The 24,623-nt window shown below is 68.6% G+C and carries 17 protein-coding genes; 9 read left to right on the forward strand and 8 right to left on the reverse strand.

From position 1 onward, the window contains the following. Positions 1–12 precede the first annotated feature (12 nt). The 5 genes from KY501_RS02740 to KY501_RS02760 form a co-directional block, all read right to left on the reverse strand. On the reverse strand, positions 13–1,569 hold the full coding sequence (locus KY501_RS02740) for a class I adenylate-forming enzyme family protein (protein ID WP_224360861.1): 1,557 nt from the start codon (positions 1,567–1,569) through the stop codon (positions 13–15). Beyond that, the gene (gene asnB, locus KY501_RS02745; RefSeq protein ID WP_224360863.1) at positions 1,566–3,581 is read right to left on the reverse strand and encodes an asparagine synthase (glutamine-hydrolyzing); all 2,016 of its coding nucleotides are present in this window, start codon (positions 3,579–3,581) and stop codon (positions 1,566–1,568) included. Before asnB ends, KY501_RS02740 begins: the two co-directional genes overlap by 4 nt. A gap of 2 nt (positions 3,582–3,583) precedes the next feature. Continuing rightward, positions 3,584–4,558, reverse strand: coding sequence for an NAD(+) synthase (nadE, locus tag KY501_RS02750; protein ID WP_224360864.1), 975 nt, complete (start codon positions 4,556–4,558; stop codon positions 3,584–3,586). An 11-nt stretch (positions 4,559–4,569) separates the two neighbouring features. After that, entirely contained in the window at positions 4,570–5,250 is a 681-nt protein-coding gene (locus KY501_RS52975) for a serine O-acetyltransferase (protein ID WP_255635727.1), read from the reverse strand. 153 nt (positions 5,251–5,403) lie between these two features. Continuing rightward, on the reverse strand, positions 5,404–7,635 hold the full coding sequence (locus KY501_RS02760) for a patatin-like phospholipase domain-containing protein (RefSeq protein WP_224360865.1): 2,232 nt from the start codon (positions 7,633–7,635) through the stop codon (positions 5,404–5,406). A 338-nt stretch (positions 7,636–7,973) separates the two neighbouring features. On the opposite strand from KY501_RS02760, the gene KY501_RS02765 reads away from it, so the two are divergent. Beyond that, entirely contained in the window at positions 7,974–10,412 is a 2,439-nt protein-coding gene (locus tag KY501_RS02765) for a lytic transglycosylase domain-containing protein (protein WP_373691546.1), read from the forward strand. An 84-nt stretch (positions 10,413–10,496) separates the two neighbouring features. On the opposite strand, the gene KY501_RS02770 is transcribed toward KY501_RS02765, so the two are convergent. Then, on the reverse strand, positions 10,497–10,772 hold the full coding sequence (locus tag KY501_RS02770) for a hypothetical protein (RefSeq protein WP_224360868.1): 276 nt from the start codon (positions 10,770–10,772) through the stop codon (positions 10,497–10,499). Continuing rightward, the gene (locus tag KY501_RS02775; protein WP_224360870.1) at positions 10,769–10,969 is read right to left on the reverse strand and encodes a hypothetical protein; all 201 of its coding nucleotides are present in this window, start codon (positions 10,967–10,969) and stop codon (positions 10,769–10,771) included. The genes KY501_RS02770 and KY501_RS02775 overlap by 4 nt, the downstream gene beginning before the upstream one ends. 513 nt (positions 10,970–11,482) lie before the next feature. On the opposite strand from KY501_RS02775, the gene KY501_RS02780 reads away from it, so the two are divergent. The 4 genes from KY501_RS02780 to KY501_RS02795 all read left to right on the forward strand — a co-directional run bounded on the left by KY501_RS02780 (position 11,483) and on the right by KY501_RS02795 (position 16,761). Further along, a complete protein-coding gene (locus KY501_RS02780; protein ID WP_224360871.1) occupies positions 11,483–11,818 on the forward strand; it encodes a DUF5953 family protein in 336 nt (111 codons plus the stop codon). Between the two features lie 414 nt (positions 11,819–12,232). Next, positions 12,233–12,874, forward strand: a complete 642-nt coding sequence (locus tag KY501_RS02785; protein WP_224360873.1) for a glutathione S-transferase N-terminal domain-containing protein — start codon at positions 12,233–12,235, stop codon at positions 12,872–12,874. Between the two features lie 71 nt (positions 12,875–12,945). Next, the gene (locus KY501_RS02790; RefSeq protein WP_224360874.1) at positions 12,946–15,360 is read left to right on the forward strand and encodes a DEAD/DEAH box helicase; all 2,415 of its coding nucleotides are present in this window, start codon (positions 12,946–12,948) and stop codon (positions 15,358–15,360) included. Positions 15,361–15,372: 12 nt separating this feature from the next. Continuing rightward, a complete protein-coding gene (locus KY501_RS02795) occupies positions 15,373–16,761 on the forward strand; it encodes a ribonuclease H-like domain-containing protein (RefSeq protein ID WP_224360875.1) in 1,389 nt (462 codons plus the stop codon). 3 nt (positions 16,762–16,764) lie between these two features. Here the strand turns inward: KY501_RS02795 and KY501_RS02800 are convergent, their stop codons facing one another. Beyond that, a complete protein-coding gene (locus KY501_RS02800; RefSeq protein ID WP_224360877.1) occupies positions 16,765–17,904 on the reverse strand; it encodes an oxygenase MpaB family protein in 1,140 nt (379 codons plus the stop codon). Positions 17,905–18,152: 248 nt separating this feature from the next. Here KY501_RS02800 and KY501_RS02805 point away from each other — a divergent pair, with 248 nt between their 5' ends. The 4 genes from KY501_RS02805 (at position 18,153) to KY501_RS02820 (ending at position 24,616) form a co-directional block, all read left to right on the forward strand. Further along, positions 18,153–21,122, forward strand: coding sequence for a carboxypeptidase regulatory-like domain-containing protein (locus tag KY501_RS02805; RefSeq protein ID WP_224360878.1), 2,970 nt, complete (start codon positions 18,153–18,155; stop codon positions 21,120–21,122). Between the two features lie 50 nt (positions 21,123–21,172). Continuing rightward, the gene (coaBC, locus tag KY501_RS02810) at positions 21,173–22,417 is read left to right on the forward strand and encodes a bifunctional phosphopantothenoylcysteine decarboxylase/phosphopantothenate--cysteine ligase CoaBC (RefSeq protein WP_224360879.1); all 1,245 of its coding nucleotides are present in this window, start codon (positions 21,173–21,175) and stop codon (positions 22,415–22,417) included. 153 nt (positions 22,418–22,570) lie between these two features. Next, a complete protein-coding gene (locus KY501_RS02815; RefSeq protein ID WP_224360881.1) occupies positions 22,571–23,581 on the forward strand; it encodes a uracil-DNA glycosylase in 1,011 nt (336 codons plus the stop codon). Positions 23,582–23,608: 27 nt separating this feature from the next. Continuing rightward, positions 23,609–24,616, forward strand: coding sequence for an alpha/beta hydrolase (locus tag KY501_RS02820; protein ID WP_224360883.1), 1,008 nt, complete (start codon positions 23,609–23,611; stop codon positions 24,614–24,616). The last annotated feature ends 7 nt before the right edge of the window (positions 24,617–24,623 follow it).

Consider the following 24,623-nt stretch of genomic DNA (forward strand, 5'->3'; position numbering starts at 1 on the left):
CCTCCTTGGCTGTCAGCTCAGGTCGGTCTTCTTGATCTTCCCGGTGCTCGTCTTCGGCAGGTTCGGGACGAGCTGGAAGTACCGGGGCACCGCGTGGGGCTCCAGGTTGCGCAGGCACGCGCGGTGGAGATCCTTCTCGGTGACGGCGGCGCCCTGCTCGAGCACCACGAAGGCCTTCACGGCCTGGCCGAGCGTCGCGTCCGGCACGCCGATGACGGCGGTCTCCTTCACGCCCGGGATGTTCATGAGCGTGGATTCGACTTCCTTGGGCGCCACCTTCTCTCCGCGGGACTTGATGATGTCGTCCATGCGCGCCACGAAGTAGACGTAGCCCTCCGCGTCCATGCGGCACAGGTCTCCGGTGTAGAGGATGGACTCGCCTGGGAGCGGGCCTGGCTTGAGGCGCTCGGCGGTGGCGGCGGGCTTCTCCCAGTAGCCGCGCATCACCGTGGGGCCCCGCACGACGAGTTGGCCCACCTGGCCCGAGTCCAGGCGCTGGCCGTTCTCGTCCACCACCCAGACTTCCGTGTTGGGGATGGGGATGCCCACGCTGCCGGGCTTGCGATCGAGATCCTCGGGCGGCAGGTACGTGCAGCGCTTGCACTCGGTGAGTCCGTACATGGAGTAGATGCGGCTCTGGGGGAAGAGTTCCCGGAGCATCTGGATGTGCTTGGGCGAGAGCGCCGCCGCGGTGTTCGTGACGAAGCGCACCCGGGAGAAGTCCTGGTTCCACAGGCCCCTCATCTCCGAGAGGATCGAGAACACGGTGGGCACGCCAGGGAAGCCCGTCACGCCCTCCTGCACGATCTTCAGCAGCACCCGGGCGGGGAAGGCGAAGGAGCGCTCCAGCACGAGCCTCGCGCCCACGCGTGCGGTGAGGATGAGCTGGTAGAGGCCGTAGTCGAACGCGAGCGGCAGCACGTTCAGCACCACGTCGTCCTCCACCATCCGCAGGTAGCTGGAGATGGAGGTGGCGGCGGCGAACATGTTGCGGTGGGTGAGCATGACGCCCTTGGGCTCGCCGGTGCTGCCCGAGGTGTAGATGATGGCCGCCAGATCCAGGTCGATGGAGCGGCGAGTGGGAGGGAAGGAGGGGGACTCGTCGGCGAGCGCCTTGTCCCAGGCCGTGAGGGGCACGGGGCCCTCCACCAGCGGAGTGGGCAGGGGGCCGGAGATGATGACGGAGCGCAGGTGGCGCGTGCGCGTCATGGCGGAGAGGAACTCGGTGGACAGGCGGCTCTCGGAGATGAGCGCGACGGCACGGCAGTCGTTGAGGTACCAGGCCAGCTTGTCGGCCCGCGTCTGCGCGTTCACCATCACCACGACCGCGTTGGCCTTGAGCACGGCCCAGAAAGAGATGGCCGCCTCAGCGGTGTTCTCCGCGAAGACGACGACGCGATCGCCTCGGGCGACGCCGCGCCTCACGAGGGCATGCGCCAGGGCATTGGAGCGGTGCTCCACATCGGCGTAGGTCAGCCGCTGTTCTCCACACACGAGCGCCCCCTTGCTCGGGAGCCTGTGCGCGGAGTGGTGGAGGAAGTCGTGCAGCAGGGGAACAGCTTCGTTCATGGGAGAGCCCTCAAGGGGAGAGGCAGCAGGTCTGTCAGCGAGCCGTTGCGCAGGGCAGGGCTCCGCTCCGGATCGCGGCGGACCAGTTGGAAGTGGAGGAGCTGGGTGGACAGCACGCCGAGCAGCGCCATGTTGTCCGCGTTGGAGAGCGGACCCCGGCCCGCCTCGGTCAGGCACTTGCGCCAGAGCAGCTCCACCGCGCGTGGATCGAACAGCCCGTTGTCGTCGAGCGCGGGCTCGGAGAGCAGGGCCTCCACCCACTCGCGCGCGGCGGGCTCCACGAAGCAGCTGGCGTCCGGGGTGCGATAGGGCTGCTTCTTGCGCTCCAGGATTGCGGGTGGCAGCAACTCGCGGCCAGCGCGCTTGAGCACGTGCTTCTCGTCCAGTCCGCGCAGCTTGAAGGAGGGAGGCAGCGTCGCGGCCAGCGCGATGACGTTCGCGTCGAGGAAGGGGAAGCGTCCCTCCACGGAGTTGGCCATGAGCACCCGATCCCCTTGCGAGGACAGCAGGTAGCCGGAGAGCAGGGTGCGCATCTCCAGGTACTGGTCCTGCGCGAGTGCGCCCCAGCGGCCGAACTCCTCCGGGAGCGAGCTCCGCAGGCGGTCGATGGCGCTCTGTCCTTTGAGGGTTTCCCGGAGCGCGGGGCTGAAGAGGCGCTTGAGGGCCGACGTGGAGTGCCACCGCGGCGCGTGCGAGAACCCCGGCTCCTGCCAGCCCGCGAGGTTGCGTCCGAAGAAGCGCCGCGCCATGGCGGACTCGGAGACAGGAGAGCGTGCCAGGTACGGGTAGAGCCTCTCGAGCAGTCTCGGCCGGAGCGTGGAGTGGGGCTGCCGCGCCCAGAAGCGGCGCACCTTCGCCTCGCGGAAGAGATCGTAGCCGGCGAAGACTTCGTCAGCGCCCTCGCCGGTGAGGACCACCTTGAGCCTGGATTCCTTCACCAGCCGCGAGAGCAGGAACAGAGGCACCGGCCCGGTGCGCAGCAGCGGCCGCTCGGTGTGCGCGATCACGTGCGGGAAGGCCTGGGCGATATCCGCTCGCGAGACCAGGAGCTCCCGGTGCTCGCTGCCGATCCGCTGGGCCACGAGCCGCTGGTATTTCGTCTCGTCGAACTCCGCGTCGGTGAAGCGCAGGGAGAAGGTGAAGAAGGGGCCTGAGACCCTCTGGCGCCCCATCGCCGCGATGAGCGAGCTGTCCAGGCCTCCCGACAGGTAGCTGCCCACGGGCACGTCCGCCCGCGTCACCTGGTACTTCACGGCCTCCCGGAGCGCCTGGCCCACGGCGTCGGCGGCCTCCTGGAGGGAGCCTCGGAAGGGCTCCACCTCCGGTGGGAAGCGGGGCCGCCAGTAGCAGTGGTCCTGCACGGGATGGCCGGCGCGGTAGATGCGCGTGTGGCCGGGCTCCAGCTCGGTGATGCCTCGGAACACGGTCTGCGGAGCGACGGTCGTCCAGAAGGTGAAGGTCTCATCGAGCCCCACGGGATCCAGCTCGCGCGGCAGGGAGGGCTCCGCGGCGAAGATCGCCTTCACCTCGCTGGCCAGGTAGAGCCTCCGCTCGTGGACACAGAGGTAGAGGGGCCGGATGCCCATGGGATCCCGTGACACCACGAGCCTGCGCTCGCGCGCGTCCCATACCGCCACGGCCCACTGGCCGTTGAAGCGCTCGAAGGCCGCGGGCCCCCAGCGCTCATAGGCCTGCAGCACCACCTCGGTGTCGCAGCGCGTCCGGAAGTGGTGCCCCTGCGCCTCCAGCTCCGCGCGCAACTCCACGTGGTTGAAGATCTCGCCATTGAAGACGAGCCACACCGTGCCCGAGGCGTTGCCCAGGGGTTGCTGTCCGCCCGCCGGATCCACGACGGCCAGCCGCGTGTGGGCCAGTCCGGTCCTCAGGTCCCGGAAGAGGCCGGAGGCATCCGGTCCCCGATGTTGCAGGGCTGCCGCCATCCGGCTGAGTTGATCGATGGTTGGTGGTGCCATGCCCTCTTCGAGCGAGAACATTCCCGCGATTCCGCACATGCTCAGCCCTCCCGGACTGGCTGGACGAGCAGGGGAGGCTCGTGCAGGTAACGGGTGGAGCGCCGCTTGGCCTCGATGTCCCGGTAGACGGCGACCACCTGCCTCGGCGTCAGGCCGAGCGCGCTCGCGGTCTCGTCCTCCGGCACGCCGTGGTCATGGGCATAGAGGCACAGATCCATCTGCGCGTACGGCAGCGAGAAGAAGAACTCCTCTTGGGTCTGTGGCAGCGAGAAGGTGTCCGTGGTGGGCGGGCGGCGGCGGACTTCTTCCGGGATGCCCAGGCACTCGGCCAGCGCGTACACCTGGGTCTTGTACAGGTGCGCGATCGGCTTGAGGTCCGCCGCACCGTCGCCCTGCTTCACGAAGAAGCCCTGGTCGTACTCCAGCCGGTTCGGGGTACCCACCACGGCGCGGTGCAGGCGATCCGCGTGGTAGTACTCCAGCAGCTTGCGCACGCGCTGCTTGAAGTTGGTGGCCGCCACCAACTGGAGGTAGGCGCTCGCTGGTAGCCGGCTCGTGTGTCGTGTGCCGCCCGGCTCCTGCACGGTGAGCTGGAAGATGTTGAGGCGCTCTCCCTCGAGAAACGGTGGCAGCGACAGCTTGCAGCGCCACCCCTTGCCGTATTCGGGGAAGACCTGGCGGATGGCCTCCTCCTGGCGCCGGTAGCAATTCAGCCCCTCGAGCGCGGGAGTGATGTCCTCCACCAGCGTCTCCACGCCCAGGGTGTTCGCCACCTCCCGGCCCAGGCGGAGCGCGTCCTCCGAGCTGTCCCGCTCGGGCATGAGGAGCGCGAGCACCCTGTCGGCCCCGAGCGCACGGACGCAGAGCGCCGTCACGACCGCGCTGTCCACCCCGCCGGAGACTCCCACCACGACTCCGCGTCGGCGCAGCGTGCCGAGCACCTGGGTTCGGATGGCGTGGGTGATCTGCTCCACGACGGCGGGAGCGTCGATGGCAAGCGACTGCGCAGAGATCATGGAGGGTCTCTTCACTCGGTGGTGGCCCTGGCTTCGGTGATCGGCTTCGAGTCATCCCCGAGCGGGGACTCGTAGGCAGAGGCCTCCTCCGGGACGCGCAGGGGTGCTCCCTCGTTGAACAGGTCGGGCTGCTCTCCAGGGCGGAGGTCGTTGCGTTCCGGCCTGACTGTCCCAGACGTGCTGGAGGGCTGGGCACGAGGCTGCGATGCGCGTGCGCGATCTTCAGCGGAGACACGCCGTCCCGTCTCCCGCTCATACGCCTCCACGGGATTCGTGAGCGTCGTCACCACTCGGGCCGGGACACCGAAGACCACCGTGCCCGCCGGCACGTCTCGCACCACCACGGAGTTGGAGCCCACCACGGCGAAGTCACCGATGTGGACCGGGCCCAGGATGCGAGCCCCTGAACCGATGCGCACGTAGTCCCCGATGATGGGAACCTGCTCGTGGCCCTTCATGCCTCCCACGGAGATGAAGGGCGACAGCACGCAGTGGCGGCCAATGCGCGAGCGTGGATGGAGGAAGATGCCGATGCCGCCGTAGCCGAGCACCGTGCCCTCGCCGATCTCCGCGTCCGCCGGGAGGTAGGCGTTGTAGAGGACGAGCCCCAGCTTGCGCACGATGCGCGCGGCGAAGGGCATACGCCACCGCGTCAGCCTCCGTCCGAGGCTCCACAGGGTTGATGCGTCCATGTCCGAGTCCCCCCAACGACTCGGGCAAGGTAGGGGCCGACCCCCGGGACACAAACCGCCCTCAAGGAGGCAGTCAGGGTTCGAGGACGCACAGATCGGCCGGGACGGATTGTCCGAACGTCCAAGCCCTCGGTCCGCCTGGCTTCACACTCCCTACTCCGGTGTGAGGCTGGCGGGAGGAAGGGGCGCCTCCGTTGCTCCCGGGCACCGGTGCTGCTGCTTCGCGAGCTCCAGCTCCTCCGGAGAGGCCTTGAGCCAGCTCCGCACCGCGATCAGCCTGCGCTGGAAGTCCTCTCCGCGGGCGCAGTGCTCTATCAGCTCTTCGTCCTCCGAGGAGAGGGCCCAGCTCAGGGGCGCTGGCTGGTTGAGCTCGAAGGCCACGGTGGTGAAGAAGCAGGAGTCAGCCTCGTTGAACTCGCGCTGGAGCAGCTCGAGCAGCTCGTCGTTGCGGAAGGACATGCTCGCGTTGCGGGCGCTCAGGACGGCCTCGGGCGGAGAGGTGAATCCCGCCACCACCCGCGCCCAGAACGTCGGTTGCTTCTTCAAGCCCACCTTCGTGCGCCAGCCATTCTCCAGCTGATCCCGGATCTGGATCAGCAGCACGCCGGAGGTGCACTCGCGCAGCCACGCGCGGTGCTCCTGGATCCAGAGGGCGAGCAGGTCCACGCCGTAGTTGTCGTAGTAGCCCGCGTCCACCACGCGCACGGGAGGGACCGTGGGCAGTTGGCCCGCGGGGCTCACATAAGGGAACGAGGCGCTCATGCGCGCCGCGGTGGCCACGCGCAGGGCCTGCTGCCGCCCGGGGAACAACTGGAAGAGCTGGAGTCCCGAGAGGGACAGCGCGGTGCTTGTCGCGGAGGAGGTTCCGGCGCCCAGGGTGATGGCGCTGGAGGTCAGCAGCGCGGAGAGATCCAGGTTGCTCACGAGCAGCCGGCGTCCGTCCTCGACGATCATGGGTGAGTAGACGAGCGAGGGGCGCCAGCCCGCGGCCTCTCCGGGCCTCAGCATGTCGAAGGTCTGATCGAGCACTCCGCGGGTGTGTCGCACCCAGGCCTGTTCGAGTGCTCGGCCCCGCCCGTCATCGAAGGGCAGCAGCATGGAGAGCGCCACGGGGGAGAGGCTGTCCTCCGCCATGGCCTTCGAGAGGCTCATCGGCACGTTCACCTTGCCCGTGGCATCGATCGAGGAAGCCCACAGGCCTGCTCCGACCATGCCGCCCGAGGCGCCCGACACGAGCCGCACGTAGCGGGGGAATCCTTCTATCGAGCTGTCCAACTCCTCGAGCGCGCGGGCCGTCCACACCGCCGCACGGATGCCTCCACCGCTGGTGGCGAGCAGGACCAGCCGGGGCTTGGGGCCCGCAGTGCACAGGCGCACGGAGCTCTCCGTCAGGGGACCCTGGGGGCCGGGAGGCGGCACCTCTCGCATCTGCTTCAGCCATGCGGACAGCGCCTGGTCGTCCGGCAGCAGCCCGGCCACTTCTCGCGGGACGAGACTGGTGTCCTCGTATGCGGGGGGGACACGGTTCGGCAACTCGTCGTAGACGTCCTCGTCGCTGCCGATGCGTGTCACCAGGAGCAGGGCGATGCCCACGATGATCAGCGCGCCCGGGGTGTGGAGGGGAAAGAAGAAGTGCACCGCGCCATAGATCGCCGCGAGGAGCCCCAGGAGCGCGCAGATGACCGCGGCCGGCGTCGCCCATGAAAGGTTGCCCCCCAGGACCATCGCGGCGAAGCCGAAGTAGCTGATCACGTAGAGCGCGGCGAAACCCAACTGCAGCAGGTGCAGTACGGGGACCTGGGTCGGGTAGCGCCGGGTGAACATTCCCAGGAACCTGTGGAGCCGAGGCCACTGTTCCCGCTGGGAGAGGTACCGGCTGCGCAGCCCATCCGCCAGGAGCAGCAGGCAGACCAGCGGGATGCCCATGGCCAGGAAGACACCGCCCAAGAAGGGGTAATCCCCCTCGCGCAGGGGCGGGATGACGAGGAGCGCCACCCCCGCCGGATACGTGAGCGTTCCGAAGAAGTACCACGTGACGCTGGGAGAGGTGCCCCACGGCTTCGGGCCTCGGCGGGCGATGGCCCAGTCCTCATCCGCGTCGAGCAGGTAGCCGATGAAGCACGCCTCGGCGAGCAGCAGTGCCGTGAAGAAGCCCGCATAGAAGGAGGTCTGCGCATCCTCCGCGAGGAAGAGCCGGGGCAGCCCCATGTCGCTGAACCGCCCCCAGATGCACAGCAGCGGCAGCGTGGGGAACACGAGTAGGAGCGGATAGCGCCCCACCCACTCCATGAGAGGACGGAGCCACTGCACGGTGCGGCCGCGAGCCCAGACCCGCTTCCAGGCCCGGAGCCTGCCGATGAAATGACGCCCCCCCCGTTTCTTCATGCTTCGCCTCGGGCTCCCACACCGGGGAGCGCATGGTTGGGAATGGTACCTCCTTCGGGGAAGTCGCAGGTAGGTTCACACGCCACTCACTCCCATGGCTGCCTACGCACGGAGTAAAGGGGGCAGGGGGGTGAGCCGTCGCCTTTCGTGCACCGGCGGTGGGGCTTGTGTTGCTGCGTATCATCTGGACGACGGCACGCGCCTTCCTCGCCCCCGCGGCCATTCCGGTCGCGGCACTCGTGACCATCCATGTCAGCCCAGGACTACGGGCGGGTGCTGGCATGGTCGGATTCGATCGCGTTCGGAAGAGTTGCTCTGTTTCGTCGGATGCCGTGGTGATGCTGGTGGCGTGCGTGGGAGTGCTCGGCGCGGGGCCGGCTTGGGCGCAGGCTCCCGGCGAGGAGGGGGCCGCGGATGAGGTGCTCTCGGAGGAGCAGCTCGAGGAGTTGCTCGATGTGCCCGCCTCGCAGCCCTCCAACGGAGAGCTGAACGAGACGATGTTCGGGCTGGAGCAGCTCGCGCCGTACTTCGCGGAAGGCACGCTGGCGCAGGCTCGGGCGGAGTTCAGCCGGTACCGCTATCGGCGCACGCGGGCGCTCCTGGACAAGGAGGAGCAGACGCTGCCGGTCCGCTTCCTGAAGGCGCAGGCCGCGTTCAACCTGGGGGATTTCGCCACCGCGGCGGATGAGTTCTCGGCCCTGGCGGAGGACTATGTGCCGCTGAGAGACCACTGCCTGCTCCGAGCCGCGCAGGCCCATGAGACGCTGCGGCATCTGGAGTTGGCGGCCACGCAGTACCGGGCGGTCAGCGCGGAGTCCACGCTGTATCCGGATGCCCGCTTCAGCCTGGCCCGGGTGCTCGAGCGCCGGCGGGACATCGATGGAGCGCTGGGCTCGCTGGCAGAGCTCATCGAGAGCCGCAAGGCACGGGGGCCGGATTCGATTCGCATGCAGGCCCTGATGAAGACGTGCGATCTGGCGCGCAAGCAGGGCCAGTACAACGCGGAGCATCGGGCGCTGCTGGAGGTGTGGGCCACCAGCCCGCTGTCGAATGAGGCGGAGCGGGCTCGGAGGCGATTGCAGGGGCTGCCGCTGCCCATCAAGTGGCGGGTGCGCCGCGCCGAGGCCCTGCTGGATTTGCATCGGAACTCCGCGGCGATGGGACTGCTTGACGGGGTGCTCCCGCATGCGGCGCTGCCGGATCCGCTGGCATGCAACGCGCGCCTCATCTACGGCGAGGCCCTGCGCAAGGAGCGGCAGCACCGCAAGGCGATCCAGGTGCTCACGCCCGTGGTGCAGCAGTGCGACCTGCCGGAGGTGCGGCCCCAGGCGCTGTTCCTGCTGGGCTACTCGCAGTCGGTGATGGAGCCAGAGGCCGCCGTCGCGACCTATGACACGCTGGCGCGGGATTATCCGGAGCACGGCTACGCCGACGATGCGCTCTTCTTCGAGGCCTGGATCCTCCAGCGTCGCGGGCAGTTGGATACGGCACTGGCTCGCTATGAGGAGCTGTCGCAGCGCTATCCTGGGGGCAACTTCGCCTCCGAGGCCCTCTTCCGGGCGTTCTGGCTGCACCAGCGTCGCGGCGAGCATGAGGCAGCGGTGACTGCGTTGCTGGCGGTCGAGAAGCTCCCGCAGGCCGCGCGGACTGACGAGGCCCTCTGGCGTGCTCAGTACTGGCTTGCGCGTGTGATGGAGTCCCAGAAGGTGGACCTGGCGCTCACGAGCTACGAGCGCATCGCCAATGATCGCCCTGCGACGTGGTACGGGATGCTGGCCCGCTCGCGCCTGGCGTTGCTGTCTCCTGGGCGGTCGATGCGAGTGGGGCCGGTCGCGGAGGCGACGCCCACGGCCGTGCTGCCTGCTTCCCAGGCGTCTGGTTCCAAAGTGGCCTCCCTGGTGGAGCTTGCCGCGGCGCCTGCCGCGGACTCGAGTGTGGTCTGGCCGTTGCCGATGGGGCGGCTCGCGAGGGATGCACACTTCGCGGCGGGGGTGGAACTGCTGCGGATGGGGATGCGCGGCGCCGTGGATGAACTGCTCGCGGTGGATCAGCGAGGGTTGCAGGAGGGCCCGGGGCGGTTGCTTTACCAGGTCATCCAGCAGACGGGGCGCGGTTGGGCGGCGCGCAAGGTGGCGCGCTCCACGCTGCGGGACGAGGTGAGTGGTCCGCTGAGCCCTGCGTCCCGGCCGATCTGGGAGGCCACGTGGCCGCTCGCGTTCCGTTCGATCATCGAGCGTCAGGCGAAGGTGAACCGGCTGGATCCGGACTTGCTGCAGGGGCTCATCTGGCAGGAGAGCCGCTTCAATCCGCGGGCCCGTTCGTCATCGGGGGCACTGGGGCTCAGCCAGTTGATGCCCGCGACGGCGCGTGAGGTGGCGGCGGCGCTCAAGCTTCCGGCGCTGGGCGAGCAGAAGCTCCTGGAGCCGGCCGAGAACGTTCGTCTGGGCGCGGCCTACCTGGGGCAGCTCCTCAAGCGTTTTGGTGGGAACACCGCCTATGCGGTGGCGGCGTACAACGCGGGTCCTGGGGCGGTGGAGCGCTGGCAGAGGGCGCTGCCCCAGGCGGACGTCGACGAGTGGGTGGAGCACATCGCCTTCGACGAGACGCGCGACTACGTGAAGAAGGTGCTCGGCAGCTACAACGCGTACAAGCTGCTGTACACGACCCAGTCTCCACTGTTGCAGATCAGCGCGGTGAGCGCGGGCGCTGGTAAGGGCGCGGGATTGGCGGCGCGCGAGCCGCAGACCGGCTCGGTTCCGGCAGTGCCGAGCAGGTAGGGCTGCGTCTCGACGCCGGTAATACCCGGTGCGGAGTTCAAGCAGTGGGCAGCGGGACAGTCGTTGAATGGCAGCGGCAGGGTTTCAGGGAGAGCCGCTCGGCGGCTCTGGCAGGGTTATGTCCTCGTTGCTGGCGAAGGCAAAGTAGAGAAGGGACCAGGTCCTGCCGCACTTCGGGAAGCGCTGCCGCCCTTCTGCGAAGGCTTCCATGAGCCCCTCCACCCCGGAGGTGGCGCGCAGCTCGCGTGCCTTCGCGTTGACCCATGCTACTACCTCGGGGGTGACTTCCTTGGGGTCGCCGAAAGCCTCTCTCATCTCCTCCTTGGTGAGAAACGGCCTGTCCCAGTCGTCGTCGGTCATGGCTTGCTCCAGGGCTCATGGAGGCGCCGCACCCTTGGGCTGTCGCCCCAACTCCCAGCCGGCGCATTTTCAACCGCTTCCAACAGGCTCGCGGTGCACTCCTCGTAAAGGCGGGCGGCGAGGCAGCGCCGCTGATCTGGTGTGAGCGACTCCACACGCTCGCGCGCGGCCAGCTTCGACAGGATGGTGGTCATCATCGCAGCGCATGCCTTCGTTGGGGACTCGTCCTCTGGGGCCGTTGAGTCTCCGTTCACGAACGGCAGCGTCACGCCTAGTGGACTGTCTTAAAAGTTCTTGGACATGGTCGCGATCGGTACCTGAGCTTGCGAGGGGACCCGCCGGAAGCGACCGAGCCGAACCTGTCCAACTGTCCAACAGGTTTGTACCATGCGTCGCCGCCAGGGCCTCAAGTCCGTGGCTTCCCTGCTCAGGATGAGAACCACACCCGCCTTTGGGTATCGGCCCTTCTCGGCAGACAACAGCCGCAGCGACTATGTCCAAAAACTTCGCGGACACTCCACTAACAGAGCCCGCAGGCCTCGTGGTGCGCTCTGGGGGGGCATCCTGGCCGTCTCCCGAGTAGATGCGGCCCTGCATTGGCCCACACCGCGCCTCTTCAAGGAAAGGATGTGGAATGAAGCTCCGAACGTGCAGCGCGCTCCGCCAAGCCGTTGCTGTTCCTGGAGTGCGCCCCCATCGCGGCGGTGGAGATGGCTGGGCAGACAATCGATCCGGTGCATAAGCCAGGGTTTCCGCCCCGGGGGCTCCCAGCTCTCAACCTTCCCAAGCACATTCGATCGCCAGCGATACCCCATCACCTCGGGTGGCTGAACTACTGGTCGGCAGCCACCGCACAGGCCATCGGGTTCCCGGACCCTGCCCGCGATGCGGACTTGCTCTCCCGGGCGCGGCCCACTGCGACGGGCGGGTGGGTCGTTCGGCTCACAGAGACGCCGCTGGATCTCGACACCCCCGTGCACCTGGAGGCGCTCTTGCGCGCGTATGAGCGCTTCCCGGAGATTGGTGGGCGCGTGCCTCCGCGCTGAGTCATCGGACCGGATCTTGAGAAAACGGGCACTTACGAGAACAGTCCTCCGGGGACCGTCCGCGCTCGCGGACGGTGCCGCCTGGACCGGTGCCCGGCTCGGCACTGCTGACACAGTCAGGAGTAGCCGCTTGGTTCGGCACTGCTGACACAGTCAGGAGTAGCCACTTCGTTCGGTACTGCTGACACAGTCAGGAGTTCCTAAGCAAGAGCCCAGTGCGTGAGCAGCGCTCGCTGGGATCTGTGCGGGAGGCGGCCCGAGCCCATGTGACGAAGGGCCGTCCCTACCGCGACCGTCCTCGCAGCCACTGGTTACCAAGGTGGGTCATGCCCAGGTGTTCCGTCCCGAAGGGGGGTCGAGTACCTTGAGCATCTCCAATGGGCGCCACGCGCACGCGGTTCGCGGAGGTCTGATATGGGCACATCTGAAGAACTCGGCACCCCCGTCATCATCGGCCGTTCGAGTTCGCACTTCACGCGCATCACGCGGATCTTCGCCGCGGAGTTGGGCGTCGATTACTCCTTTCGGGTCGTGCGCGATCTCCTGTCTTCGGATCCAGCGGAGTATGGCGGTAACCCCGCGCTCAAGATCCCGAGCCTGCTGACGCCCCAAGGGGTCTGGTTCGGATCGCTCAACGTCTGTCGCGAGCTCTGGCGGCGGTCGAGTTCCAGGCCCCGCGTGATCTGGCCCGAGGATCTCGACCAGCCGGTGCTGGCCAACGCGCAGGAACTCGCGCTTCAGGCCATGTCGACGGAGGTGTCGCTGGTCATGTCCAAGATCGGCGGAGCCGGCGACAGCAGCCCTCACCAGCTGAAGATGCGACAGTCGCTGATCAACATGATGGTGTGGCTCGACGAGAACGTGGGCTCCGTGCTCGCCGCGCTCCCGCCGGATCGGGGCCTGAGCTACCTGGAGGTCACGTTCTTCTGCCTCGTGACCCACCTGGAGTTCCGCGAGGTTCTCCCCACCGCCCCCTACGCGGAGTTGAAGAAGTTCTGCCAGCAGTTCTCCACGCGCGCTTCCGCCGCCGGGACGGCCTTTCGTTTCGACACTTGAGGCCGACAAGGCCCAAAGGGTGAGAACTCCAGTTGCTACAGGGGGTGCACGTCTGTACAGTGCTCGACCCCATGAAGCCTGAGAAGGAAGAGGGGGCTTTCACGGGAGCCCGACGCATCCCGTGGCACGGGCCTCGCGGGCTCGACGCCGTGCTCCAGGGCTGGCGCGCTGACAAGCAACTCTGGCCCTGCTTCGCGCTCGATGAGGTGACTCCGGCTCGGGAGGGTGTCTATGCCCCCATCCCCGAGGATGTCGCCCCCGCCGTGCGGCAGGCCCTCCGCGGTCGAGGCATCGAGCAGCTCTTCTCCCACCAGGCCGAGGCCTTCCGGCTCGCGCGCTCCGGGCAGAGCCTGGTCATCGCCACGCCCACGGCCTCGGGCAAGAGCCTCTGCTACAACCTCCCGCTCCTCGAGCGCTTCGCCCGCGAGCCTCAGGCCCGCGCTCTCTACCTGTTCCCCACGAAGGCGCTCTCCCGCGATCAGGAAGAGTCCCTGCGCGTGCTGTTGCGCGAGGCCGGGTTGGAGCACGGAGCCATCACCTTCGACGGAGACACTCCGGGGGATGCTCGCCGGGCGGCCCGTGAGCGCAGCGGCGTCCTGCTCACCAACCCGGACATGCTGCACACGGGCATCCTCCCGCACCACGCGAACTGGGCGCGGCTCTTCTCCAACCTGCGTTACGTCGTCATCGACGAGCTGCACACCTACCGCGGCGTCTTCGGCTCGCACCTGGCCAACGTGCTGCGCCGGCTCCAGCGCGTGGCGCGCTTCCATGGCTCGTCGCCCGTCTTCATCTTCGCCTCGGCCACCATCGGCAACCCGAAGGCCCATGCCGAGCGCATGCTGGGCCGACCCGTGGAACTCGTCTCCGAGAGCGGGGCGCCTTCAGGCGAGCGCCGCGTCATGGTCTACAACCCGCCCGTGGTGAACGCGGAGCTGGGCATCCGCGCCAGCTATCTCAAGAGCGCGGTGCGGCTCGTGGCGGATCTGGTGCGCTCCAACGTGTCCACGCTGCTGTTCGGCCAGTCGCGCAACTCGGTCGAGGTGATGCTCAAGTACCTCCGGGACCGGTTCGTCGAGGAGAAGCTGGACCCCGCGCTCATCCAGGGCTATCGCGGTGGTTATCTGCCAGGCACCCGCCGCGCCACCGAGGCCGCCCTCCGGGCCGGAGAGGTCCGCTGTGTCGTGGCCACCAATGCGCTCGAGCTGGGCATCGACATTGGCTCCCTGGACGCGGTGGTGTGCGCAGGCTATCCCGGCTCAGTGGCCGCGCTCTGGCAGCGGTTCGGTCGGGCAGGGCGCCGAGGCGCGGGCAGCCTCGCGCTCCTCGTCACCTCCAGCGCACCCTTGGATCAGTACCTTGCGGCCGATCCGCGTCACTTGATCGGTGCTCCCGTGGAGCATGCGCGCATCGATCCGGACAATGTGGAGATCCTCGTCCAGCATCTGAAGTGCGCCGCCTTCGAGCTGCCCTTCGAGGAGGGTGACTCGTTCGGAGACGTGCCCGCAGAGGCCACCACCGATGCGCTCGGGTTCCTCACACAGCACCAGGTCGTGCACCCGTCCCCCGGCCCCGAGGGCCGCCAGATGTTCCACTGGTCCTCGGATGCGTATCCGGCCAACCACGTCTCGCTGCGCAGCGTGGGCTGGGACAACGTGGTCATCATCGAGCTGGGCACGGATCGGACCCTGGCCGAGATGGACTTCCGCTCCGCGCACACCATGCTGCACGAGCAGGCCATCTATCAGCACGAGGCCGAGCAGTATCAGGTGGAGCGCTTCGACTACGAGAACCACAAGGCCTACGTGCGCAAGGTGGCCCCCGACTACTTCACCGACGCGATGACCTACGTCCGCGTGAACGTCATCCAGGCGGATCAGGAAGCCCCCATGGGGCCGGACCTGCGCTCGGGGTTCGGAGAGGTGAGCGTCATCGAGAAGGTGGTGGGCTACAAGAAGATCAAGTTCCACACCCACGAGAACGTCGGCTATGGCGACGTGAACCTCCCGGAGATGCAGATGCACACCACCTCCGTTTGGCTCACGGTGCCGGAGACGGTCGTGCGCTCCATGAACGCGCCGCGCCCCGCGGTCATCGATGCCCTGCGCGGGCTCGCGAATGCAATGCGGACCGTGGCCTGCGTGGGGTTGATGATCGATCCGCGCGATCTGGGCAAGACGCTCGGGAGCAAGGACGACGCCGACGGGCCGCCGCGCAAGGATGGGGCGGTGGGGTTCGACCCGACGATCTTCCTCTATGACAATGTGCCCGGTGGCGTGGGGCTGGCCGCGCGACTCTTCGATCAGCGCCAGGAGTTGCTGTGGCGTGCGCAGCGCCTCCTGGAGTCATGCTCGTGCGAGGACGGCTGTCCCGCGTGCATCGGCCCGGCGGCAGGCACCTTGCCGGGAGGTGTGCGGGTGGAGCCTCATCCTCGCAAGGCCCTGGGCCTGGAGATCCTGTCGGCGCTCGGAGTGAGGACGCAGTAGGCGAGGTGGCTGGTGGACCTGAAGCGCAAGCTGGCACGGCTCTCCGGTGTCGGCCCTGGCGGCAAGCCGGGGGTGGCTGCCCCTGCGCCTCCCGCGCCGGAGCCGGTCCCTGCCGCTCCGGTGGCCCCCGCGCCCGAAGCGCCGAAGCCCCAGGATCCTCGCATCGCGGCGCTGCGCAAGATGCTCGGCGATTACGCCGAACGTCAGGGCGCCACGCAGGCACGCCGGAGGACGACGGTCCCGCTGCCTCCGGGGCCGCTGCCCGCCGAGCCTCGGACGACGCCTCATGGGCTCGTCCACGTCGCCGAGCGCGTGCTCGCGCCGGACCACCACCATGGCTCGGCTCCTGTGGCGGGCGCGTGCGAGGTGGAGGCTCCGCTGGTGGCCAGCCTCGCGCTGGATCCCCGGCTGGCGGGCGTGGATTTCCGCCGCGTGCTCTACCTGGACACGGAGACGACCGGGCTCGCGGGAGGAACGGGCACGGTGCCCTTTCTCGTGGGGCTCGCCTGGTTCGAGGATCGCTCGCTCCGGGTGCATCAGCTCTTCCTGCGCCGGCTGGGTGAGGAAGCCCCCATGCTTCGAGTGCTGGCCGAGCGCATGGCCGAGTCCTCCTGTCTGGTGACCTTCAACGGGAAGAGCTTCGACTGGCCGCTGCTGCGCACCCGCTTCGTGCTCAACCGCGTGCCCGTTCCCGCGGAGCTGCCGCACCTCGATCTGCTGCACTGCTCGCGGCGGGTGTTCAAGCACCGCGGCTCCGGCACGCGGCTGGTGCATCTGGAGGAGCAGATCCTCGGGCACCGCCGGGTCGATGACGTGGACGGTTCGCTGATCCCGGATCTCTACTTCCGCTTCCTGCGCGGCGGGAGCAGCTCGGCCCTCACGCCGGTGCTGGAGCACAACGCGAACGATCTCCTGCTCCTGGCGGCGTTGCTGGGCGAGCTGGTGCGGCGCTTCCGGACGACCCGTGCGGAGGAGGAGGACCCGCGCGATCTGCTCGGCTTCGCGGGCGTGGCGATGCGAGCAGGGGATCCCGCTCGGGCGCAGTCCTTTGCTCGGGCCGCGGCGAAGGGAGGCGGCATGGTGGGCGTCGCGGCGCTCACCCTGGCCGCCCAGCTGTCACGGCGGGCTGGAGACCCGAAGGAGGCCGTGGCCCTGCTCCAGCAGGCGCTCACGTCCGCTCGGGGCACCCAGGCTGCGCCCCTCCACCTGGCGCTGACCAAGCTGTACGAGCATGCGCTCAAGGATCCGGCCCGAGCCCTGCACCACGCGCGGCTCACCACCACCGCCGAGTCTCCCGAGGAGCAGCGCCACCGCATCACCCGCCTGGAGCGCAAGGCGGACCGGAAGGGGCGGGAGCCCGTGCTGGCGCTCGGCGAGCCTCCGCCCCGAGCCGGTTTGTAGCCGTCAGGCTCGCTCCCAGCCTTGCACGTTCCAGGACTCGCGCAGCGTGGTGGGCAGGCGGAAGGGCACCCGATCCGGTCCACGGTTCACCCACAAGAGCCCGTCGAGCAGCTTGCGGCTCACCAGTCCGATCAGCTTCGAGGCCTGGGGGCCCTGCAGGTTGACCACGTCATCGCTCACCCAGCCGAGTACCTTGAGGGGACCGAGGAGCGCGCGCGTCCAGTTCGAGGGCGGCACCGCGAGCAGGTCCGCCGCGGAATCGCCGATCAGGTATCGCGTGAGGGTGGCCGGCATGTTGTCGAAGACGTTGCCGGGCAGAGAGTGCTCCATCATCTCCAGGAGCGCCTGGGTCAACGTGCGTCCCTCGGGAGTGGGGCCGTAGACCCGGCGCTGGATGAGTTCCTGGAACCGGAAGCCTTCCGTCACGTGCTCCGGGAGCAAGCGCTCATCGATGCCCATCACGTATCCCACCACACGCCACGCGTGGTAGTAGGCCTGCCGCTCGGTGTCCGAGAGCACGCAGCCCATCTTCTCCAGCGACTGAAGCACGACGGTGGAGAAGGAGAGCAGCGTGCCCGCCATGTCCTCCTGGTTGATGGGTTGTCCCCACGCGAAGTTCCAGTGGCCGCTGCGGCGGATCAGGTGGCGCACGGCCGCGTGCATCAGGCGGACCTTCTGCGCGGACCGCACGCCGCGGCCTCCTTGAACCAGGCCTCCCGGCGCCATGACGTCGACGATCATCTGCGCCGTCTCCATGATGCGGCGGTACGGGTCGGTCTCGAGCCTCGCCGTGAGGTGGAGCACCTGCACCCCCTTCGCGGCGGCGTAGCAGGAGGGCAGGGAGGCGCAGAAGAGCGCGGTGATGATGTGGGGACCGTAGCGGCTGAAGAGCTCTTCCCCCTGGTGGACGAGCGTCATGTCCGTCCAGGAGGGCAACTGGCCGCTCCGCTGGAAGTAATCCCTCAGCGGCGGCGCGAGCATCTCCACGGAGACGTTCTCGTTGATCACCAGCTGCTTCATCAGGGCGTTGGCCGCGGTGATCTTCTCCCGCTCGAAGAGGAGGCGGACGGCCTCGTCCGCGGGTGGATCACATTGCTCCCGCATGGAGTCCAGGAAGTCTTGCGACCAGGTTGGATTGCTCATGGTTCCCCCCCAGGGAATGTGCATCCCCCGCGCGAGGCAGAGGAGTGCGTAGGCACTATGACAGGGGCCGGGGACGTGTCCGGTGCAGGGCCCAGCTCCAGGGCCGAGGCATTGCCCACAACTGAGCAGCGGAAATGTGAGTCTTCTCCCGAAGGGGAAGGACGTCCAGCGCAGGACGAGCAGGGAATTTCCCGTAAAGAAGGGCAGTTGGCGGGCTCGCCGCGGACTAAGGTCCCGTCTGGCATCCGATGCGCAAATGGCTTGTCATAGGGGTGGCGGCTCTCCTGGTGGTCGGCGCGGCCTGGTTCTGGCTGCGGCCCGAGCCCTCACGGACCGTGCAGTCAGCGGCTCTTGGAGGCTCAGGGCCTCGAGCGCTGCCTGAGTTCCAGGAAGTGGATGTGTCCTCCGGAGAAGCCGAGGGGCTGGGGCTCACGGGCCGGGTGCTGGATCCGTCCGGGAAGCCCATCGCCGGTGCGGAGGTGTTCCTCGCGGCGAGCGCGCAGAAGACGATCACCTCCGTGCGCTGCGAGGAGTGTGGTCTGCCGCTGCTGTCCTGCCCGGCGCGAGAGAGTGGTCTCCAGACGCTGGCGTTCTTCGAGCATGAGCACGGCTTCCTGACGCCGCGGCTCACCGCGCGCACGGATGCTCAAGGGAAGTTCCGCTTCCAGCACCTGGCGGGAGTGTCCTTTTCGGTATGGGCGAAGGCGCCGGGGTACGGCGTGGCGATGCGGCAGCGCGCCGCTCCGGGCGAGCCCGTGGAGCTGTACCTGCCTCCGCTGCGCAGCATCACCGGTCAGGTGCTGGATGACGCCGGGCAACCCGTGCCGGGCGCGCATGTGTACGCGGTGTCTCGGAGGACTTCGCTGCCGGATGATGCGGTGGCGGGCAGTAATGGCGTGTTCACGCTGGACGGGCTGGGCGAGGGGCCCTTCTACGTCGTCGCCAACGCGGAGGGTTTCCTGCCCTCGGTGGAGGCCCAGGTGGAGGCGGGCCCGCAGCCGGTGAACCTGCGGCTGACGCCCTCTCGGACCCTGGAGGTGAGGGTGGTGCACGACGGGGCCGCCGTGCCGGCCACCGTGCGCGTGAAGGGCGATCACCTGTCGCGCGAGCTGCGCACGAAGGGCGAGCCGGCACGGTTCACCAGCTTGTACCCGGACGAGGTGGTCATCACCGCCGAGGCGGGGAACCTGGGCTCGGCGCCTCGCATCCTCACGCTGGAAGAGCGGGTCACCCAGGTGACGCTGGAGCTGGAGGAGGCGGGCAAGCTGCTCGTGACCGTGGTGGATGATGCGGGCCAGCCGGTGCCTCAGCCCGAGCTGACGCTGCGCACCGCCAAGGGCGAGGTGATCCGCAAGGAGAAGGCCGCCACGGGAGCGCTCGTGGAGTTGGGGCCACTGGCGGTGGGCGACTACATGCTGTCCGGGCATGCCGAGGGCTTCCGGGACGTGGACCTCCCCGCGCGAGTGAAGGCCGGGGAGACGCAGCTCGAACTGGAGATGTCCCAGGCGACGCTCATCTCCGGCCAGGTGATCGACGAGTACGGTCGGCCCGCACCCAACGTCTCCGTGCTCGTCCAGCCGACGGGCGACAGCGTGTTCGCGGATGTGGATGGCCGCTTCACGGCGCAGGTGCCGACGCCGGGCCTGTATGAGCTGCACGCGCACCACTCGGAGTGGGGTGGCGGCAAGGTGAAGGTGACGGCGCCCGCCTCCGGGGTGCGGCTGGAGCTGGAGCAGGCCGCTGCCATGGAGGTGACGGTGATGTCCGAGGGCCGCCGCGTGGAGGGTGCGGACGTCGTCCTCTGGGTCGATCAGCAGGGCATCTTCCGCAGTGATCGTCCCTCGGGGCCGGACGGCGTGGTGCCCATGCGCGGCCTGCCGGTGGGCACCTTCTGGATGGTGGCCTCGCATCCGGACTACCTGCCCTCGGAGCGCCAGCAGGTGCAGGTGGCGGACGGGCAGGTCACGAAGGCTACCGCCGAGCTCAAGCCAGGCGCCTCGATCACGGGAGACGTGGCGGATGATCAGGGCGCGCCCGTGGCTGGGGCCACGCTGGTGGTGATGCCTCGCGGCGGTGAGCCGGTGGCGAGCGATGCTCGCGGGCACTTCGAGATCCGCGCGCTGCGTCCGGAGAGCACCTACCGCGTGGAGGCTCGGCACCCCGGGTATGACCAGATCGATCGGGCCGAGGGCCGCCCGGGTGGGCCTCCCGTGAAGGTGGTGCTCAAGCGCCGCCCCGTCTTCCGGGGCCGGGTCGTGGGAGACGATGGGGCTCCAGTGAAGCGCTTCCGCCTGGACGAGCATGACGTGTCCTCGCCGGACGGGCGCTTCGAGGTGGCGCTGCCCGTTGCGGGCGATCGCGTCATCGTCTCGGTAGATGCGCAGGGGTACGAGCCACTGATGGTGGATCGGCCCGTGACGCCGGACCTCGGCGATCTGGTGCTGCAGCGGGCTCCGACGCTCTCCGGCCTGGTTCGCGACGAGAGCGGATCCCCGGTAGGGGACGCAGTGGTGAGCTGCGAGGTGTGTGACGAGTCCGTGCTCTCCGGGCCGGATGGGCGGTTCACGCTCTCCAGTCCACCGTACGTGGCGCAGTTCTCGGTGTCGGCGCGCAAGGGCCGGCTGAGTGCGACGCAGGCCCTCACCCGTTCGGATGATGGGCCGGTGGAGCTCATCCTGCGGCCGGCGACACGTGTGTCCGGCTCCGTGTACCTGGCGAGCGGTCAGCCCGCGGCGGGCTATCAGCTCGAGGGGGTGAACGCGGATCGGGGAGACCCGGTGGTCGTGGTGACGGGGCCAGATGGCCAGTACAGCGTGGATCTGGCGCCGGGCAACTACCGCTTCATGCTCGGAGCGGATCGCGAGTTCGCGGGGGAGCCTGCGCTGCTCGTGCGGATTGATGGCACGGAACAGCGGCTGAACATCGGACCGGCACCGGGCTCCGGCTCCCTGACGATCGTCATCAGGCCGGAGCGAGGCAAGGCCCTCTGGGTGGTGGCGGGCAACGTGGCCGCCGTGGGTAGTCCTCCTACGGAGCTGATGCGCGCCAGCTACGGGCAGATGATCTACCAACCCCGCTCGGAGCGGGTGACGCTGCAAGGGCTGCCGCCGGGGCGGTACACGGTGGTGTGGGGGAACTTCCACTCGGAGACCCCAGAGGGGCCGGTGATCCGGACGGTGGACGTTCCGGGCTCGCAGGAACTCTCGCTGGTGCGCTGACCGTGCGCCGTGAGGTTGCGAGCCCGCTCGCCCGCGCATAAGGAAGTCCCATGGACGTGTCGGCATTGCAGGGCCGCCGGGTTGTCGTGGGAGTCGGCGGAGGAATCGCGGCGTACAAGGCGTGCGATCTCGTGCGCGAACTCGGGCGTGCGGGCGCCGAGGTGCGCGTCGCCATGACAGAGGCGGCCAAGGAGTTCGTCACCCCGCTGAGCTTCCAGGCACTCAGTGGGCACCCCGTCCTCACGAACTATTTCGATCCCCACCAAGAGGGGAACTTCGGCCACCTGGACCTGGCGCGTTGGGCGGATCTCTATGTGGTGGCGCCCGCGACGGCCGACCTGTTGGCCCGCATCCGAGCGGGGATGGCCGGGGATGCGGTGACGACGTCGCTGCTGGCCTTCCGAGGCCCGGTGCTGCTGGCTCCGGCGATGAACGTGGCCATGTGGGAGAACCGCCTGACGCAGGAGAACGTGGCGGCGCTGGCGGCGGATCCTCGCTACGCATTCGTGGGGCCCGGAGCGGGGATGCTGGCTTGCGGAGACGTGGGGGCCGGGCGCCTGGCGGAGGTGAAGTTCATCGTGGCCGCGGCGGCGTCCCGGCTGGGCGGCGGACCGCTGGCGGGCCGGAGCGTGCTCATCACCGCTGGCCCTACGCGCGAGTTCCTGGATCCGGTGCGGTTCATCTCGAATCCCTCGACGGGGAAGATGGGACTGGCGCTCGCGGAGGCGGCTCGAAAGCTCGGGGCGAAGGTGACGGTGGTTCTCGGGCCGGTGGGGGCGGTGGAGCGCTCGGGCTTTGAGGTGGTCGACGTGGTCAGCGCCGAGGACATGGCGCGCGAGGTGCTCTCTCGGGTGGAGTCGGTGGACTGGTTCATTGCCTCGGCGGCGGTGAGCGACTGGCGGCCAGAGACGCGTGCACCCCAGAAGGTGAAGAAGGGTGAGCGCCCCGAGGAACTGAAGCTGGTGCGCACGCCGGATGTGCTCGCGGAGGCCTCGCGGAAGGTGGCGGGGGCTCGGAAGCGGCCGCTGCTGGTGGGCTTTGCCGCGGAGACGGAGCGAGTGCTGGAGCACGCTCGGGAGAAGCTGGAGCGCAAGGGGCTGGATGCCATCGTCGCCAATGACGTCACCGTGCCCGGCGCGGGCTTCGGGACGGACACCAACCGGGTGACGGTGCTGACGCGCTCGGGCGAGCCCCGGGAGCTTCAGGGCAGCAAGCGCGAGGTCGCCGAGGGCATCCTCCAACTGTTGATGAGCCTGTCTCCCGCGCTGGCGGGCCAGCAGGCCCCCGGAGCGTAAACCGACGCAGTGGGTTGGAATCGCGAGAGCCTACCTGTAAGATGGTGCCGTTGTCCGTGGCGCCGTGCCCGCCCGTGCGGTAAGCGTGCGGGGGGCGGGCGCAGGCTGGCTCATTGATCCGGAGGCACCGCCTCCATTACCCATCGAGCTAACGTGAGCGACCCGCACGAATCCGCCGAGGAACTGGGTGAAGTCGTAGAAGACCTGCGCCGCCATCTGCTGTGGCAGGAGGAGGCGGGAGGCCGCGCGCTGCTCGTCGATGCGGCGAAGCAGGCCGCCGAGCGCGCGGGTTCACTCCGGGCGATGCTGGGTGCTCGCCCCGCGAAAGCGCCTTCAGGGACGGAGAGTCCCGCGGCTCCAGAGCCCGCGGCCGCTGTCGCACCTGAACCGACTCCAGCGCCGCCTCCGGTGTCCCGGCCTGTGGCTCCTCCCGTCTCCGCCAGCTCGGCCCCGGCGCCTCGCGCGGTGTCTTCCGAGGCTCCTTCGCGCCCGGCTCCGGCCCGGTCCTCCGCGGCGGCCAGCAGCGGGATGCTCATTGACGTACCGCAGCAAGCGCCGCCGTACCCGGGCCCCCTGCCGGGCGTGGTGGAGGGAGAGATCCCCACCTTGGATCAAATCCGGCGCGAGCTGGGTGACTGCCGGCGCTGCAAGCTGTGTACGGGGCGCAAGAACCTCGTCTTCGGGGTGGGGAATCCCCGGGCGGAGCTGGTCTTCGTGGGCGAGGGTCCGGGAGAGCAAGAGGACCTGCAGGGTGTGCCCTTCGTGGGGCCTGCGGGAGAGCTCCTGACGAAGATGATTCAGGCCATGGGGTTCACCCGGGACCAGGTCTACATCTGCAACGTGGTGAAGTGCCGGCCGCCGGGCAATCGCAACCCGGAACCGGACGAGATCGCCGCGTGCGAGCCGTTCCTTCGCGCGCAGTTGGTGGCGCTGCAGCCCAAGGTCATCGTGGCGCTGGGGAAATTCGCCGCACAGACGTTGCTTCGGGACTCCACACCCATTACACGCCTGAGGGGGAACTGGCGCGAGTACCAGGGAGTGAAGCTGATGCCGACCTTCCACCCTGCGTACCTCCTCCGGAGCCCACACGAGAAGAAGAAGGCGTGGGACGATTTGCAGCAGGTGATGAAGATCTTCGGAAAGCAACCCGGCTCCCGTTCCTGAGAGGGAGGCCCGGAGGGGGTTTCACGGATGAAGGGAGTACTCGAGACGCGCGAGCTGCCGTCGCCCGCGCTGGAGTCCAACCCGCTGGCGGACGTGGCCCGCCGGCAGTTGAGGGTGTATCTGCCGCCCGGCTACAGCGAGGGCACGCAGCGCTATCCCGTCGTGTACTTCCTGCATGCCTTCTCCAACAGCGGGGCCTCGTGGACGAACGTTTCGGCATTCGGCCTGAGTGCGCTGGATCGGCTGGACGCGCTGGTCGAGGCGGGGACGATTCCTCCCGTCATCGGAGTGTTCCCGGACGGGTGGACGGCGCTGGGCGGCAGCCAGTGGATCAACAGTGACGCGATCGGTCGTTACCGGGACTACGTGGCCAAGGACGTGGTGGGCTTCGTGGACCGCACGTACCGGACGCTGCCGAAGGCGGCTTCGCGGGCGGTGGTGGGGCACAGCTCGGGGGGCTATGGCGCGCTGGTGATGGGGCGCTACCACCCGGAGCTGTTCAGCCACCTGGGGAGCCACGCCGGCGACTGCTACTTCGAGTACTGCTACCTGCCGGATCTGCCCAAGGCGGCCAGTGCGCTGCTGAAGGCGGGCGGGGTGGAGGCCTGGTACCAGGACTTCAAGAAGCGCTCGCGGGAGACGAAGCCTCGCGGCGAGGACTTCACGGTGATCAACGTGCTGGCCATGGCGGCGGCGTACTCGCCGAAGAAGGGCGAGCCGCTCAACCTCGAGCTCCCGTTCGATCTGCAGACGGCGCGGTTGAAGCTGGATGTGTGGAACCGCTGGCTGGTGCACGATCCGGTGCGCTTCGTGCCGAAGTTCCTGGATGCGTTCCGCAAGGTGAAGTCGGTGTTCCTCGACTGCGGGACTCGGGACGAGTTCAACCTGCGCTGGGGCACGCGCATGCTGGCTGAGGAGTTCAAGGCCAGCGGCGCGGAGCTGGCCCACGAGGAGTTCGATGACTCGCACTCGGGGGTGACGTACCGCTTCGAGCGCTCGTTGGGGTTCCTGGTGCCGCGCATGGCGCGGGAGTAAGAGCGGG

The sequence above is a fragment of the Hyalangium versicolor genome, from assembly GCF_020103695.1.
Classification (GTDB): Bacteria; Myxococcota; Myxococcia; order Myxococcales; family Myxococcaceae; genus Hyalangium; species Hyalangium versicolor.